This is a genomic window from Streptomyces sp. x-80, assembly GCF_046549095.1.
In the GTDB taxonomy this organism is placed as follows: Bacteria; Actinomycetota; Actinomycetes; order Streptomycetales; family Streptomycetaceae; genus Streptomyces; species Streptomyces celluloflavus.
On record NZ_JAJPWM010000001.1, the window covers coordinates 432,463 to 447,342 of the forward strand.

10 protein-coding genes are annotated in these 14,880 nt (G+C 71.4%); 7 read left to right on the plus strand and 3 right to left on the minus strand.

All coding sequences use genetic code 11. The features are described 5' to 3' along the window. Window position 1: 1 nt before the first annotated feature. The 4 genes from ACLJWH_RS01670 (at window position 2) to fxsA (ending at window position 5,483) form a co-directional block, all read left to right on the plus strand. Window positions 2-1,642: an amidohydrolase gene (locus ACLJWH_RS01670; protein WP_411139709.1), complete on the plus strand. Its 1,641-nt coding sequence runs from the start codon at window positions 2-4 to the stop codon at window positions 1,640-1,642. Window positions 1,643-2,156: 514 nt separating this feature from the next. Continuing rightward, window positions 2,157-3,938, plus strand: a complete 1,782-nt coding sequence (gene lnt, locus ACLJWH_RS01675) for an apolipoprotein N-acyltransferase (protein WP_411139710.1) — start codon at window positions 2,157-2,159, stop codon at window positions 3,936-3,938. A gap of 9 nt (window positions 3,939-3,947) precedes the next feature. Then, window positions 3,948-4,706 carry a polyprenol monophosphomannose synthase gene (locus ACLJWH_RS01680; protein WP_411139711.1) on the plus strand — a complete coding sequence of 253 codons (759 nt, stop codon included), beginning with the start codon at window positions 3,948-3,950 and terminating at the stop codon, window positions 4,704-4,706. A 204-nt stretch (window positions 4,707-4,910) separates the two neighbouring features. Beyond that, complete coding sequence (gene fxsA, locus ACLJWH_RS01685) at window positions 4,911-5,483, plus strand: FxsA family membrane protein (protein WP_411139712.1); 573 nt, start codon at window positions 4,911-4,913, stop codon at window positions 5,481-5,483. A 159-nt stretch (window positions 5,484-5,642) separates the two neighbouring features. Here fxsA and ACLJWH_RS01690 read toward each other — a convergent pair whose 3' ends face one another. Beyond that, window positions 5,643-6,020 carry an RNA polymerase-binding protein RbpA gene (locus ACLJWH_RS01690; RefSeq protein ID WP_026170122.1) on the minus strand — a complete coding sequence of 126 codons (378 nt, stop codon included), beginning with the start codon at window positions 6,018-6,020 and terminating at the stop codon, window positions 5,643-5,645. A 956-nt stretch (window positions 6,021-6,976) separates the two neighbouring features. On the opposite strand from ACLJWH_RS01690, the gene ACLJWH_RS01695 reads away from it, so the two are divergent. The 3 genes from ACLJWH_RS01695 to ACLJWH_RS01705 all read left to right on the plus strand — a co-directional run bounded on the left by ACLJWH_RS01695 (window position 6,977) and on the right by ACLJWH_RS01705 (window position 13,176). Then, a complete protein-coding gene (locus ACLJWH_RS01695; RefSeq protein WP_411139713.1) occupies window positions 6,977-7,444 on the plus strand; it encodes a hypothetical protein in 468 nt (155 codons plus the stop codon). Between the two features lie 1,777 nt (window positions 7,445-9,221). After that, window positions 9,222-9,470 (plus strand): hypothetical protein, encoded by a 249-nt coding sequence (locus ACLJWH_RS01700; protein ID WP_411139714.1) that lies wholly within the window; start codon window positions 9,222-9,224, stop codon window positions 9,468-9,470. Between the two features lie 946 nt (window positions 9,471-10,416). Beyond that, on the plus strand, window positions 10,417-13,176 hold the full coding sequence (locus tag ACLJWH_RS01705) for an aminotransferase class I/II-fold pyridoxal phosphate-dependent enzyme (RefSeq protein WP_411139715.1): 2,760 nt from the start codon (window positions 10,417-10,419) through the stop codon (window positions 13,174-13,176). Between the two features lie 113 nt (window positions 13,177-13,289). Here the strand turns inward: ACLJWH_RS01705 and ACLJWH_RS01710 are convergent, their stop codons facing one another. Next, window positions 13,290-14,090: a glycerophosphodiester phosphodiesterase family protein gene (locus ACLJWH_RS01710; protein ID WP_411139716.1), complete on the minus strand. Its 801-nt coding sequence runs from the start codon at window positions 14,088-14,090 to the stop codon at window positions 13,290-13,292. Next, the gene (locus tag ACLJWH_RS01715) at window positions 14,087-14,677 is read right to left on the minus strand and encodes a YczE/YyaS/YitT family protein (protein ID WP_411139904.1); all 591 of its coding nucleotides are present in this window, start codon (window positions 14,675-14,677) and stop codon (window positions 14,087-14,089) included. Before ACLJWH_RS01715 ends, ACLJWH_RS01710 begins: the two co-directional genes overlap by 4 nt. Between the last annotated feature and the right edge of the window lie 203 nt (window positions 14,678-14,880).

Below are 14,880 nucleotides of genomic sequence, written 5' to 3' on the forward strand. Positions count from 1 at the left end.
TATGAGCGAGCGCATCCCCGATCCGGCCCGTCCCCGCACCGTCCTGCTGCGCGGCGGCGAGGTGCACAGCCCCGCGGACCCCTTCGCCACCGCCATGGTCGTGGAGGGCGCCAGCATCGCCTGGGTCGGCGAAGAGGGTGCCGCCGATTCCTTCGCCGACGGGGTGGACGAGACGATCCACCTCGACGGCGCCCTCGTCACCCCGGCGTTCACGGACGCACATGTGCACACCACGGCGACCGGCCTCGCCCTCACCGGCCTGGACCTGTCCACCGCCACCACGCTCCCCGGCGTGCTGGCCCGGATCCGCGAGTACGCCGCCGCCCGCCCGGCGGACCGGATCCTGCTCGGCCACGGCTGGGACGCCAGCGCCTGGCCCGAGGGACGCCCGCCCTCCCGCGCCGAGCTGGACGCGGCCACCGGCGGCCGCCCCCTCTACCTCACCCGGGTCGATGTGCACTCCGCGGTCGTCACCACCGCCCTGCTCGACCAGGTCCCCGGCGTCCGCGAGCTGGCCGGATGGCACCCCGACGCGCCGCTGACCGGTGCCGCCCACCACGCGGTGCGGAAGGCCGCGTACGCCACGGTCACCCCGGCCCAGCGCGCCGACGCCCAGGCCGCGACGCTCGCCCACGCCGCCTCCCTGGGCATCGGCAGCCTGCACGAGTGCGCGGGCCCGGACATCTCCGGCGAGGACGACTTCACCGCGCTGCTCGCCCTGGCCGCCGAGGGGCACGGCCCGCGCGTCGTCGGCTACTGGGCCGAAGCGATCACGTCCGCAAAGGGCGCCGACCGGATCCGCGCCCTCGGAGCCCGCGGCGCGGCCGGTGACCTCTTCGTCGACGGCTCGCTCGGCTCGCACACCGCCCACCTCCACGCCCCGTACGCGGACGCCTCCCACACGGGCACCGCCTACCTCGACACCGAGGCCGTCGCCGCCCATGTCGCGGCCTGCACCGAGGCGGGTCTGCAAGCGGGCTTCCACGCCATCGGCGACGCCGCCCTGACCAGCGTCGTCGACGGCGTGCGTGCCGCCGCCGAGCGGGTCGGTACGGACCGGATCCGCGCCGCCCGGCACCGCGTCGAACACGCCGAAATGCTCACCGCGAGCACCGTCGCCGCCTTCGCCGACCTCGCCCTCACCGCCTCCGTCCAGCCCGCCTTCGACGCGGCCTGGGGCGGCGAGAGCGGTATGTACGCGGCCCGGCTGGGCACCGACCGCGCCCGCACCCTCAACCCGTACGCCGCCCTGCTCAAGGCCGGTGTCCCGCTCGCCCTCGGCTCGGACAGCCCGGTCACCCCGCTCGACCCGTGGGGCACCCTGCGCGCCGCCGTCTTCCACCGCACCCGCGCCCACGGCATCTCCGCCCGCGCCGCGTTCACCGCCCACACCCGCGGCGGCTGGCGGGCCGTCGGACGTGACGACGCGGGCGTCCTGGTGCCCGGCGCCCCCGCCGACTACGCGGTCTGGCGCACCGGTGACCTGGTCGTCCAGGCCCCCGACGAGCGCGTCGAGCGCTGGTCCACCGACCCCCGCTCCGGCACCCCCGGCCTGCCCGATCTCACCCCCGGCAACGACCTCCCGGTGTGCCTGAGCACGGTCGTCGCCGGACGCACGGTCTTCGGACGGCCGAACGAGTGACTTCCCACGGGCACGTGCCGCCGCGGGGCGTGCTTGCAGCGACTTGCCCCACCTGGGAAGGCTCGCCGCTGACCTGGCACGACGCGAAAACGACGCAGGCGGAGCACCTGTTGACAGCAGGCGGTCGGCGGCCGGTAGGTTCTGCCGAGTCCACCACAGGACGTCCGATCGGGAGACCTCCGCGCAGCCATCGAACGCAGCTGGGCCATGGGACGGCAGGCCACACCGGCACACCGTCACTGGGAGCCAGGTCCAGCAGCAGCGGCCCGGGGCGACGGAAGGTTTCAGCCGGTCGGCAGGTGTGACCCGGGTGGGGCCCGGATGCTCAGTAGACAACGGCTTTCGGTCGACCCGCAGCCAGCGGGCCCCAGGTCGGCCCGAAGAGCGCCGGGCCCCGATCCGCACCGCACCACGGCCCGCCCGCCGCGCCCGTGCCCCCGGTACCCCGGATCCGTCGTGGCGGCCCCCCGATGTACGGTCAGCTCACCATTGACCTGCAAGGAAGGCCGCGACCGTGCCATCCGGATCCGACACCACCGAAGAAGCCGTCAGCGGCGCCTCGCCCGACGGCCCGGTGCCGCCTGCCGATACAGCTCCCACGGGGGACCGGACCGGCGCCCCGGGCGGCAGCCCCGGCGCGCCCGCCGGAAGACCGGCCCCCGACGACGGGAACGGCGCCGGGGGGAGCGACGCCGGCGCCGGCACCGGTGGGGCCGCCGCCGCTCCGCCGCGCCGCCCCGGCCGCGCCCGGCGGCTCGCCGCGCTCGCCCGCCGCGAGGCGGTGCGTACCGCGCTCGCGGTCGGCTCCGGTCTCGCGCTCGCGCTCGCCTTCCCGCCGTACGACCTGTGGCCGTTGTCCCTCGTGGCCGTCGCCGCGCTCTCGCTGCTCACCCGCGGCCGGACCGTCCGCCAGGGAGCCTGGACCGGGTTCGTCCTCGGCCTGCCGTTCTTCGTGATCCTGCTGAAGTGGCTGCACGTCGTCGGCTGGGACGCGGTGATCGGTCTCTCCGTCGCCGAATCGCTCTTCGTGATGCTGCTGGGCGCGGCGCTGGCCGGCACCTCCCGGCTGCCCTGCTGGTCGCTGTGGACGGCCTGCCTGTGGGTCGCCCAGGAATGGGCCCGCGACCGCATCCCGTTCGGCGGCTTCCCCTGGGGCCGGCTGGCCTTCGCCAACACCGGCTCGCCGTTCACCCCGCTCGCCGCGCTCGGCGGCGCCCCGCTGGTGACCTTCGCCGTGGCGCTGGCCGGTGCGCTGCTCGCCGGCTGCGCCGCCACCCTGTGGGGGCTGCGGGGCGCCGGCTCGCTGCGCCGGGCGGTGCCGGCCGTCGAGGCGTTCGGGCTGGCCGCCGCCGTCACCGTGGCCGGCCTGGCGGTTCCCGTACCGACCGAGGCCGACGACAGCGTCGACATCGCCGTCGTCCAGGGCAACGTCCAGCAGCCCGGTATGGACTTCCTGGGCCGCCCCATGAAGATTCTCGACAACCACGCCACGGCCACCGAGAAGCTCGCGGCCGATGCGCGGGCCGGCCGGGTCAAGAAGCCCGACCTGGTCATCTGGCCGGAGAACTCCTCGGATCTCGACCCGTTCAAGTACCCGCAGGCGTACGACCGGATCGACGAGGCCGTGAAGGCCATCGGCGTCCCCGTGCTCGTCGGCGCTCTCGTCGACCACCCCGCCAAGAAGGGCTATGTCTTCAACGAGGGCATCGTCTGGGACCCGAAGTCGGGCCCCGGTGCCTCGTACACCAAGCAGCACCCGGTGCCGTTCGGCGAGTACGTGCCCTTCCGGGAGCAGCTCAGCAAGATCATCACGCGTTTCCAGCGGGTGCCCCGCGACTTCGCCCCGGGCGATCACACCGGCGTGCTGAACGTCGGCCCCGCCAAGCTCGGCGACGTCATCTGCTTCGAGGTCGCCTACGACGAGATCGTGCACGACACCGTGGCCGCGGGTGCCCGCGCCCTGGTCGTCCAGACCAACAACGCCACCTACGGCCGCACCGGCCAGCCCGAACAGCAGCTCGCCATGTCCAAGCTGCGCGCCGTCGAGCACGGCCGGGCCGTGGTCACCGCCGCCACCAGCGGCATCAGCGCCGTTGTCGCCCCGGACGGCAAGATCACCCACCAGATCCCGGAATTCACCCAGGGGGTCGTGTCCGCGCGGATTCCGCTGCGCGACGAAACGACGCCGGCCGACCGCGTCGGTGCGGCTCCCGAGTGGGCGCTCGCTATCGTGGGGCTTCTGTCCTGCGCCGCCGCGACAGTCATCGGCCGGCGCGGGCGTACGAAGGACAAGTAAGGGGCAGCAGTGACAGACGGCGGTCAGCGGCAATACGGTCCGCTCGGCACCACCTTGGTGATCATCCCGACCTACAACGAGGCGGAGAACATCAAGTCGATCGTCTCGCGGGTGCGGTCCGCCGTCCCCGAGGCGCATGTACTGGTCGCGGATGACAACAGTCCCGACGGTACGGGCAAGCTCGCCGACGAACTCTCCGCGGACGACGAGCACGTCCACGTCCTGCACCGCAAGGGCAAGGAAGGGCTCGGTGCCGCCTACCTCGCGAGTTTCCGGTGGGGCATCGACAACGGCTACGGCGTGCTGGTCGAGATGGACGCCGACGGCTCCCACCAGCCCGAGGAACTGCCCCGCCTGCTCACCGCCCTCAAGGGCGCCGATCTCGTGCTCGGCTCGCGCTGGGTGCCCGGCGGCCGGGTGGTGAACTGGCCCAGGTATCGCGAGGCCATCTCGCGCGGCGGCAGCACGTACTCCCGCATCCTCCTGGACGTCCCGATCCGCGATGTCACGGGCGGCTTCCGGGCGTTCCGGGTGGAGACCCTGGAGGGCCTCGGCCTCGACGAGGTGGTCTCCCAGGGCTACTGCTTCCAGGTCGATCTCGCCCGCCGGGCGGTGCAGGCCGGGTACCACGTCGTCGAGGTCCCGATCACCTTCATCGACCGGGAACTGGGCGACAGCAAGATGAGCCGCGACATCGTGGTCGAGGCGCTGTGGCGGGTCACGGCCTGGGGCGTCGGCTCCCGGGTGAACAAGATCCGCCGCCGCTGATCCACGGCGCCCCCTTCCCGTCCCCGGGAGACCGGGACCGCGCCCGGACCGGCGCGCCCTGCCGCCCCGCGGCGCCGCCCTCGTGCGGACGCCGCGGGGCGGCGCCGTTCCGCCGCGGGGGAGTACGGCGGCGACCGGACCGGAGATGATCGTCCGCGCGACCCTCCGAGGGAGGTGCGCCGGGGAGCCAGGCACACTTGAGGCATGACGTTCGGAGCCACGCCATCACCGAGTCCCCGCCCGCCCCGGCGCTCCCGCGCCCGCCGGTTCGTCCCGTTGGGCGTCGCCGCGTGGATGGTGCTGGAGATCTGGCTGCTGACCGTGGTCGCCGGTGCCACGAGCGGCCTGACGGTCTTTCTGCTGCTGCTCGCGGGCGTGCTCGCCGGCGCGTTCGTGATCAAGCGGGCCGGGCGGCGCGCCTGGCGGAACCTCACCGAGACCTTGCAGGCCGGTGGCGACCCCGCGGCCCCCGGGAAGGCCGCGACGGCGGGTGGCGGTACCACGCTCCCGATGCTCGGCGGTCTGCTGTTGATGATCCCGGGGCTGGTGTCCGATGTCCTGGGCCTGCTCTGCCTCTTTCCGCCGACCGGCAAGCTGATCCTCCGCCGCGTCGAGCGGCTGCTGACCCGGCCGGCGTCCTACTCCCCGGGCACGCTCGGTGACGCCTTCCAGCAGGCCCGGATGCACCAGCCGGACGGCAAGGTCGTCCAGGGCGAGGTCATCCGCCGCGACGATCCGCCGGCCCCGCGCCGCCAGGACCCGCCGCTGACCGGCTGAGCCGCCGCCCGGTGCGTGGGGGCCGCCCCCGCGCACCGGGGCCGAGGCCGGATGCCGCGGCCCGGCGGGAGCACCGTGGACAAGCAAGGGCCGGGGCCACCGCGGATGCGGTGGCCCCGGCCCTTGTACTGCTGTACTGCCTGAGGCAGAGTCCGTTCGTCAGGCGGACTTGCGATTGCTGTCGCGCGGATGCACGGCAATGTTCATGGTGCCGGAGCGCAGGACGGCCAGCCTCTCGGCCAGCACCTCCTCCAACTCCTCGCGGGTGCGTCGCTCCATGAGCATGTCCCAGTGCGTACGCGCGGGCTTACCCTTCTTCTCCTCGGGGCCGTCGCCATCCACCAGGAGTGAAGGCGCACCACATACCTTGCACTCCCACTCCGGCGGAATCTCGGCCTCAACCGAGAACGGCATCTCAAATCGATGTCCGTTCTGGCATGCGTACTCCACCGCCTGGCGCGGGGCCAGGTCGATGCCGCGGTCGGTCTCGTAGCTGGTCACCACGAGTCGCGTGCCGCGGAGAGCTCGCTCACTCATGAATCGTGCCTCCCGGGCTTGTCGCCCACAGGACAGGTGTCGCTGTCGTCGTCATCCGGTCAACGTCCGGTCGGCGGTGAAGATTCCCGTAATCGGGACATGCGTCGCCCGTCGTGCCGCCCCTTTTTGTACCCACCGGCGCCCGATTTGTCACATCTGGTAGGAGATGTCACCCAACGCATCCCATACTTGAGCGCGCAGTAACGGTCCGTCTGGTGAGCCAAAGGCGTACACTACCGGCCCGCGCGCCCCAAGCCTAAATTTGGTCCGGAACGGGAGCCCCCGCTACCGCGGCGACCACACCCCGACCGCCACCCCGACCGGCTCCGTCGCGCGCCCAGGGCCCCGCCCGTACCGGCCGCGCCGCTCGCGACGCCGGACGGCCGCCGGATCTCAGGCCCAGGAGTCCCGCGCGGTCAGCACCCTCCGCAGTGTCTTGATGTGATCGATTGAATGACGCCCACTGTTGCGCCCTCGTGAGCTGCGACAACATCCCATTTCGAGATCAAGTGGGGGAGCCCTGGGAGAGCCGACGCCCACGGAGCACCCCTCGGGCAGCTTCCACCGTCGGCCCACCTCCCATCACCGTCCCCCCGGTCTTGCAAAGACTCGGCGAGACGGCGTTCCATCGGCACGGTCATCTCCGAGTACGCACCCTCCGCGCCCTGCAAGCGATGTCCGAGCCGCTCCTCGGGAGCGCCCCTGCTGTGCCCGTTCTCATCGAGCCAGTGCTTGTGCGCATGCCGCGTGCCTTGAGGGGCCATCCCCTCAAGGCACGCAATGGCCGATACTGCCCCTCGCGTCCACCGTCCGCCCCGTTTCTCCGCGCCATCCACGGCAGGCCGCGAGAAGCACGGGTGGACCTCGCGCCCGGCAAATGGCCGCCAACGGCGGACGGAAATACCCAGCCACTCCCGTGTCCCCCCAACAGCGGAGGTGCAGCGTGTGGAGGAAGGGTGCGGCGCTTCACGGCGGGGTCCGCGGGCGGCGGTGGCGGCAGCGGGGCCTTCCTCACCTGCACCGTGACGGCTGCTCCAGGCGACACTCTGACCGTCGACGTCGGGGACGCCCCGGGCGCCGACAGCACTGGCTCCGGCGGCGGCGCCGGGCTGAGCGGCCGTGAGGCCGCCGCCCTCCAGCCGTCGTACCCGGGCGCGAACGGCACGCGCCGAGAAAGCAGGCCCCGACACCGCCCCCGAGTGTTCGGCGTCGAGCACTACGACGACAGCGCCGTCGCTGCCGTCGCTGCCGTCGCCGCCTTCGTCGACGGCGGTGAGTACGGCGGGTTCGCCGGCGTCGGGTCCGGCAGTGGCGGCGGCGGACGCGGGCTGACCGCCGACGGCTCCATCGGCGGCGCGGTCGGCACCGCTGCTGCCGCCGCCCCCACCTCGGGAGGCTCCGCCCACGCCCTCGTCATCTGGTGACAACCCAGCGGCCGTCGACGGGGTAGGCGGTTCCGGCACGGTGTGCAGAGCGGATTGCCGTCCTGGCCGTACCGGTGGGTGGGTGCGCGGCAGGATGCACAGGGCCCGACCTGTCCTGTTGTACAGCCCGGTAGCACAGCTGAGGCCCGGCGGTCCGGCCGTGACACGGATGCTGACGGGGCGTCCGGGGGCGTGCCCGGATATGCCAATGCGGCGGACCCCGGGAAAATGGCGGGCTGGGGCGCGTTGAGTGGACGTTCTACGGGCTCGACCGTCGGCGAAGTGGGGCGGCGCCGCGTCGGAATCGCCGGCAGGGAGCGAGCACGGTGGCGTTCGGCGGCGTAGGCGGGGAGCGTCGGGGACGGGGGACGGGGACGGGTAGGCCAGGGGAAGCCTGATCGCGGACGGTGATGCCGGCTGCGACGTTGGCACCGGTGTCCCGCGCGGTCCCGCCCCGCTCTTTCCTCCCCTTCCGGCTCTCCTGGTAGGCGCACGAATGGTCCAGGGGAAGGCGTTCCGGCGCAGTGGGCTCGTCGTCGTCGACAGTGCCGGGTTCGGGCTCAGCCGGTGGCCCGTCGGTGGCGTCGAGGTAGTCCTCGATGCAGTCCTCAAGGTTTGCGCTGTGACCCACAGATGGGCGGGCCGTGGGTGTCGGCCCGGCTGGTCGGGCAAATGGAGGGGCACGTGCTGGGAGGCAGCGGTCTCACGGATCAGTCGGTCGAGGTGCCTGCCATGTGTGGGAGCCCAGGTGCCGTGCCATTGGTTGCAGCGGCCGTAGCCGCGGTCGGGACAGGGCAACGGGTTGCGGCTGTCGCAGCGCTCAAGTTTGAGTTCTTTCACGCCGCCGCGTACCAGAAGGACGTTGCCGCTGGAGAAGGCTGCCAGGGGCAGGTGGTCGATTCGCGCCCAGGGAGGGCGCTCGATGAAGGGAGCACTGGCGTCATCGGTGGTCCACAGCGGGCTCAGGCCGTCGGCGCGGGCGATGTCGCTGCGCCTGACAACGGGGCGGGCGGTCGCGTAGGAGTGCTGGATCTCGTAACCGAAGGCAGTCCGTGATCCCCGTGGACCAGGACGTCGGTGCGGCGTCGTCCATCAGGCGCGCAGGCTTCGAGTTCAGCGGCGTACCCCGCCGACTTGGCCGCGCGGGCGATGCGTTCCTTGAGGGCTTCGTGCGTGGGATTCTCCGGCGCGGTGGGGTGCCGGATGCCGGTGGTGCAGGAACAGCCACTGCGGGCAGCCGGGATCGCTTCGTCGGCGGTCCAGGCACTCCAGGTCGCCTTTCTTCGCTTTCCCGTACAGCCGATTCCATGACCTGAGGTCAGCTGGCTCAGTGAGATGAGACCCAGCTCTGACAGGTTGATCTCACCTAATTCCTTGTGGAATACGCCATGTGCCATAGAAACGAAGCTGATTGCCGCCACTCTCAATGAACAGAGCGCAATATTCGGGGGGTTATTTGGCCTGGTCCGGACAGGACCTGGAGGAGGCGGTCCCGTGGATGTCGGCGCCGAGGGCTGTGCGGCGGAGGTGCGCCACCTGCGGCGGAACAGCACGGTTCGCCGCTGTGGCCACAGGGCTGGACGCGTTGCGGAGTGCGACATCAGCGGCGCCGGTCGGCGGCGCGGTCGGGAATCTCGATTCTCGCCACCCGGTGCGTTACGGGCGGGTGCGGTGAGTGGTGCGGCGCCGGGGTCCGTGGTGATCGAGATGCGGGCTGGGACGAGTGGCGAAGAATCGAAGAGAGACAGAAGCTGCCGATCAGGAAAGGTTGCCGGTTATGCGCAGCCAACTCGTACGCACGCTGGCCAATGGCGCTGTTGCGGTCATGCTGACCAGCGGTGCTGCCGTGGCCTCCTCGGGCACTGCCTTTGCGGCCCCGACGCCGAGCGACAGCGTGACGGCCGGCCAACAGGCGCCCATGGCGAAGAAATGCCACCACGTCAAGGGGTACTACAGGACTGCCCACAGCCACGGTAAGACCACGAAGGTCTGGGTGAAGCCCCACAAGGCATGCTCCAAGAAGTGACCACCCTGGACACTGGGTCTCCGGAGCGACGGCTTGCTCTCACCCACGCCGGCGCCGCGCTACGTCCGCCGGCCTCTCGGCGTACGCCTGCCGGTCCGGCGTCCGGCTCCCCTGAACCGGTTCGGCAGATGATCACCGTGCAGCGATCACGCTCCAGACCGGCCCGATGTCCTCAACGAGCCGTCGTACCACCCACATTGAGCCAGCGACGTTCAAGCGGTAAATGCCAGGGGCCACCCGGTCGCCGATGACCTCTGTGGCGACGACCGCCCCGCACCGGTCCAGCGTCTCCACCGGTCCTTTTTCGGCGCTCGGTCCCAGGGGGTGAGCCGTCGGCCACCGGCCGGCCGCCAGGGGAGCGGGTGCGCCAGGAGCGCCAACTCGATTGCTCCAGGCGTCACTTCTGCTGTCCGCTCTTCGTGGTGCCAAGGACCTGTTCCGCCGTCGTCGTGGCCGGCGGCGACGGCATGATGCCGCTGGAGCACACCATCGCCTCTGCCGCGCGATCCCGGGGCCCGGCCGGCGGTGCTGCCCGGGGCGTCCCACCCGGTCCCGCTGGAACAGCCGGCCCACATCAACCGGGGTGCCGTCCCCGAGTGACAACGGGCTACGTCGCCCCGAGCAGCGGATCGAGGGTCGGCGCTCTCGGGTGGGGCGTGAAGAGCAGGTCGAACCTCACATGGCGCTCTGCGCTGCGTTGTCCGGGATTCTTGGGGAGCTTGCCACGCCAGAGGGCGATCGATTTCCTCATGCCCCGTCGATTTCACGGACATCAAATGTGCGTCGAAGTCACAAGAATCGCGAACGGGCGGCCGCCGGGTGTCCTGGATTCCCCGGATGGGGAATATGCGCGGCGACCACCTCGGTGACGACCGCAGTGCGTGGGCGCCAGTTCGAATTTAGCATCGCCGTGTAGGCCCACCCCCAGGCGAGGGAGTCGAGACTCATGGAACCGTCCACGGTGCCCGCCGGTCCCGCGGCGCGGGGAACTGGTCGAGCCGCGCCACCGGAGAGTGTCTCCGCCTACAACAGCGTCGCGCAGTTGCAGACCGACCTCTGGTGGTCGATCGCGGACGAGGCCCGCAGGCTGGCGAGGCCCGACCTTGACCCCGGCGAGCGAGCCGAGGCGGAGGACGCCCTCGACCGGTGTCTCGCGGACGTCGAAGTGCTCGCGTACTACTACAGCCATCCCGGGCGCCAGGTGGCGGAGACGCTCCGCGGGGAGGCGTCCGAGTCGTACCTCGAACTGAGCCGGACGGCGGAGCGCGTCGGACGCAGTCTGATCGGCGACCTGCCCATCTCGACGGTCGCGGTCACGGGTGTGGAGGCAGCGGTTGCCGGCGGAGCGCTGCCCGACGCCGCGGACCGGCGCCCTCGGTTCGACGTCCTGGTGGTCGCCGACCTCTCCACGGCCGAGGAGGCGAAACTCCTCGGCGAGCTGCGTGCGTTGCGCCGCCGCGAGGACGCGTTCGTCTACGACGTGATCACAGTTCCCAGCTTCGTCGACGCGATGGTCGCGGTCCTGGTCAACCCGTGGATCCAGGCGGTCGTCGTCAGGCCCGACTTTCGCAACCGCTCGGCCGTCGACCTGACCTTGCTGCGGCAACTGGTGTCCGCAGCCGGGGTTCCGGGGCTCGACTACTTCACCGCCGCGGAACGGGCGCGCGCACTGGCCCGCCAGGTACGTCAGGAGAGGCCCGAGCTGAACCTCTACCTGGTGGAGCAGGCGTCCGTCGAAGAGCTCGCGACGCAGATCGGGCGTGAGTTCGACTCGATCTTCCTACAGCAGGAGGACGTCCTGGATCTGCACCTGACGATCCTGCGCGGGGTCGCCAAGCGGTATCGGACACCCTTCTACTCGGCTCTCCTCGACTACGCCCGCAAGCCGGCCGGGGTGTTCCACGCGTTGCCCGTCTCCCGCGGAAACTCGGTGGTCCGCTCGCCGTGGATCCACGACATGTGCGACTTCTACGGCCTGAACATCTTTCTGGCCGAGACGTCGGCGACCGCCGGCGGGCTGGACTCGCTGCTGGAACCGCACGGCACGATCAAGGAGGCGCAGGATCTGGCCGCTCGTGCCTTCGGCGCGCGGCGGACCTACTTCGTCACCAACGGAACCTCCACCGCGAACAAGATCGTCACGCAGGCGCTGGTGGCACCGGGAGACGTGGTCCTGGTCGATCGCAACTGCCACAAGTCGCATCACTACGCGCAGGTGCTGGCCGGCTCCCGCGTCGCCTACCTCGACAGCTACTCGATCGACGCGTTCTCCCTGTACGGCGCCATCCCCCTGTCCGACATCAAGCGGACGCTGCTGACCTACCGGCGCGAAGGCAGACTCGATCAGGTCACCTTGATCTCGCTCACCAACTGCACGTTCGACGGCATCGTGTACGACGTGGACCGGGTGATGACCGAGTGCCTCGCGATCAAGCCCGACCTGGTGTTCCTGTGGGACGAGGCATGGTTCGCGTTCGCCCGCTTCCACCCGGTCTACCGGCGGCGCACCGCGATGGCCGCAGCGGCCCGACTGGCCGAGCGCCTCGGCACCGCCGAGTACCGGGTCGAGTACGAGCGACACCTCGAACGGATCCGGGGCATGACGGACGACGAGCTGGCGGGCGAGCCGCTGCTCCCGGACCCGGACCGGGTGAGGATCCGTGCCTATGCCACGCAGTCGACGCACAAGACCCTGACCGCCTTGCGCCAGGGATCGATGATCCACGTCTACGACGACGACTTCAGCCGGCGCAGCGAGGAGGCGTTCCACGAGGCGTACATGACGCACACGTCCACCTCCCCGAACTACCAGGTCCTCGCGTCGCTCGATGTCGGCCGGCGGCAGGTCGAGCTGGAGGGTTTCGAGCTGGTGCTGCGGCAGGTCGAGCTGGCCATGACCCTGCGTGACCGGATCGCCGGGCACGCCCTCCTGGCGAAGTACTTCCGCGTACTCGCCAGCGGCGACCTGATCCCGGACCGCTTCCGGCCCGGGGGCGGCGAGTGCCCGCTGCGTGCCGGGCCGGTGGCGATGGAAGAAGCCTGGCGCGTCGACGAGTTCGTCCTCGACCCCTGCCGGCTCACCATCGAGATCTCCGCGACGGGCATCGACGGCGACACGTTCAAACACGCTCAGCTGATGGACCGCTGGGGCATCCAGGTCAACAAGACCACGCGCAACACGGTCCTGGCGATGACGAACATCGGAACGACCCGCACCGCCGTCGCGCACCTGCTGCGGGCGCTCATCGGCATCGCGGAGGAGCTGGAGGCCGGGGCCGTCCAGATGGCGCCCGAGCAGAAGCACGCTTTCGACAGCCGGGTCGACGCGCTCAGCCACGACCACCCCCCGCTGCCGGACTTCTCGCGGTTCCACGCCACGTTCCGCTCCGACCCCACCGGTGCGGCGGCCGACGGGGACATGCGCAGGGCCTACTACATGGCGTACCGGGAAGAGCTGTGCGAGTTCGTGTCGTCCGGCGAGGCACGGCGGCGGCTCACCGCCGGCCTGCCGGTCGTCTCAGCGATCTTCGTCACCCCGTACCCGCCCGGCTTCCCGATCCTGGTGCCGGGCCAGGAGTTCAGCCAGGACATCCTCGACTTCATGGACGCCCTGGACACCAAGGAGATCCACGGGTTCGACCCGGTACGCGGATACCGGGTGTTCGTCCCCTCGGCACTCGTGGACGACCCCGGCGGGACGATATGAGCCAGGAGCCGCCAGCGGGAGATGATGATGGCAATCAGCTGCGAGACGTGGCGCGAATCTCCGGCCGAGTGCGCGCCTCAACGGGTTCCCATGAGACGCGCACCCCGTGGTTTCTAGGCCCAGCAGCCCCGCGCGGTCAGCACCGTCCGCAGCGTCCCGAGGTGATCGGTCATGATGCCGTCCACCCCGAGATCCAGCAGCGCCGCCATCCGGCCGGCGTCGTTGACCGTCCACACGTGGACCTGCATCCCGAGCGCATGAGCGGACCGCAGGAACAGCGGATCGACGACGGGGATACCGGACTGCCGCTCGGGGACCTGCACGCACACCGCGCTGCGCCGTACCGCCAGGCCCAGCAGCCGGTCCAGCGGCAGCGCCCCACGCCCGTACGAACGCAGCCGCAGACCCGCCACGCCCCGGGTGCCCAGCGACGTCGCCAGCCGCGGACCGGCCAGCTGCTGCGCCCGCGCCACCCGGGCCTCCGAGAACGACCCCACGCACACCCGGTCCCAGGCGCCGGTCCTGCGCAGCAGGTCCAGCAGGGGTGACAACGCGGCCTCGGCCTTGAGATCGACGTTCCAGCGGGCCCGCGGGAACTCCTCCAGCAGCTCTTCGAAGAGCGGCAGCGGCTGCCGGCCGGCGACCCTGGCCCGGCGCACCGTCCCCCACGGCAGCGCGCTGATCTCGCCACGGGTGTCGGTGACCCGGTCGAGCGTGGCGTCGTGAAAAGCGACCAGCCTGCCGTCCGACGTGGCGTGCACATCGGTCTCCAGATAGCGGTAGCCGAGCGCCACCGCCCGCCGGAAGGCGGCCGCGGTGTTCTCCAGGCCGTCCGCCGCCCCGCCCCGGTGGGCGAACGGGAGCGGGGCGGGATGGTCGAGGTAGGGGTGGCGTACGCGGAGAGCTCGGGTCACTCGGGAAGTATCGCGCGCTCCTGCTGCGCCGCGCCGCGGGCCACCACCCGCGACGGCTGCGCCGGCAGGCCCTGGATCGCGAAGCGGCGGAGGAAGAACTGCGCCAGCGGCCCGATGGACAGCGCGTAGAGCACCGTGCCCACGCCCACCGAACCGCCGAGCAGGAAGCCGGCCGCGACCACCGTGACCTCGATACCGGTCCGCACCAGCCGCACGGGGCGGCCGGTGCGCTGGTGCAGCCCGGTCATCAGCCCGTCACGGGGACCGGGGCCGAAGCGCGCCGAGATGTAGAGCCCGGTCGCCGCGCCGTTGAGGAGCACGGCGCCCACCAGCAGCGGGATACGGATCGCGGGGGAGCCGATACCGGGGACCAGCGCCAGCGTCCCGTCCATCACCAGGCCGAGGAGCACCACATTCGACACCGTCCCCAGCCCGGGACGCTGCCGCAGCGGGATCCACAGCAGCAGGATCAGCGCGCCGGACACGATGGTGACCGTGCCGATCGACAGACCCGTGTGCCGGGCGAGGCCCTGGTTCAGCACGCTCCACGGATCCAGACCGAACCCGGCGCGCAGCATCAGCCCCATGCTCACGCCGTAGAGCACCAGCCCCAGATAGAGCTGGACGATCCGGCGCGGCAGCCGTGCTCGTGGCGTGCCGGTCGCCGTGGTGCCGGATTCTCCGGTGCTGGACACGACTCTTCCCCCTCATGGCAGGATTGGACTGATGCGTGTCATCCTGTGGCGCGTCCAGGCTCCGCGAGAAGAGCCAATTCGGGGAAGGTGGACTG

Excerpts from the sequence above, each read along its gene's own strand:
- ACLJWH_RS01670 (WP_411139709.1), top strand. The coding sequence starts at position 2 with ATGAGCGAGCGCATCCCCGATCCGGCCCGTCCCCGCACCGTCCTGCTG.
- fxsA (WP_411139712.1), top strand. The coding sequence starts at position 4,911 with ATGACGTTCGGAGCCACGCCATCACCGAGTCCCCGCCCGCCCCGGCGC.
- ACLJWH_RS01690 (WP_026170122.1), bottom strand. The coding sequence starts at position 6,020 with ATGAGTGAGCGAGCTCTCCGCGGCACGCGACTCGTGGTGACCAGCTAC.
- ACLJWH_RS01700 (WP_411139714.1), top strand. The coding sequence starts at position 9,222 with ATGCGCAGCCAACTCGTACGCACGCTGGCCAATGGCGCTGTTGCGGTC.
- ACLJWH_RS01705 (WP_411139715.1), top strand. The coding sequence starts at position 10,417 with ATGGAACCGTCCACGGTGCCCGCCGGTCCCGCGGCGCGGGGAACTGGT.
- ACLJWH_RS01715 (WP_411139904.1), bottom strand. The coding sequence starts at position 14,677 with ATGGGGCTGATGCTGCGCGCCGGGTTCGGTCTGGATCCGTGGAGCGTG.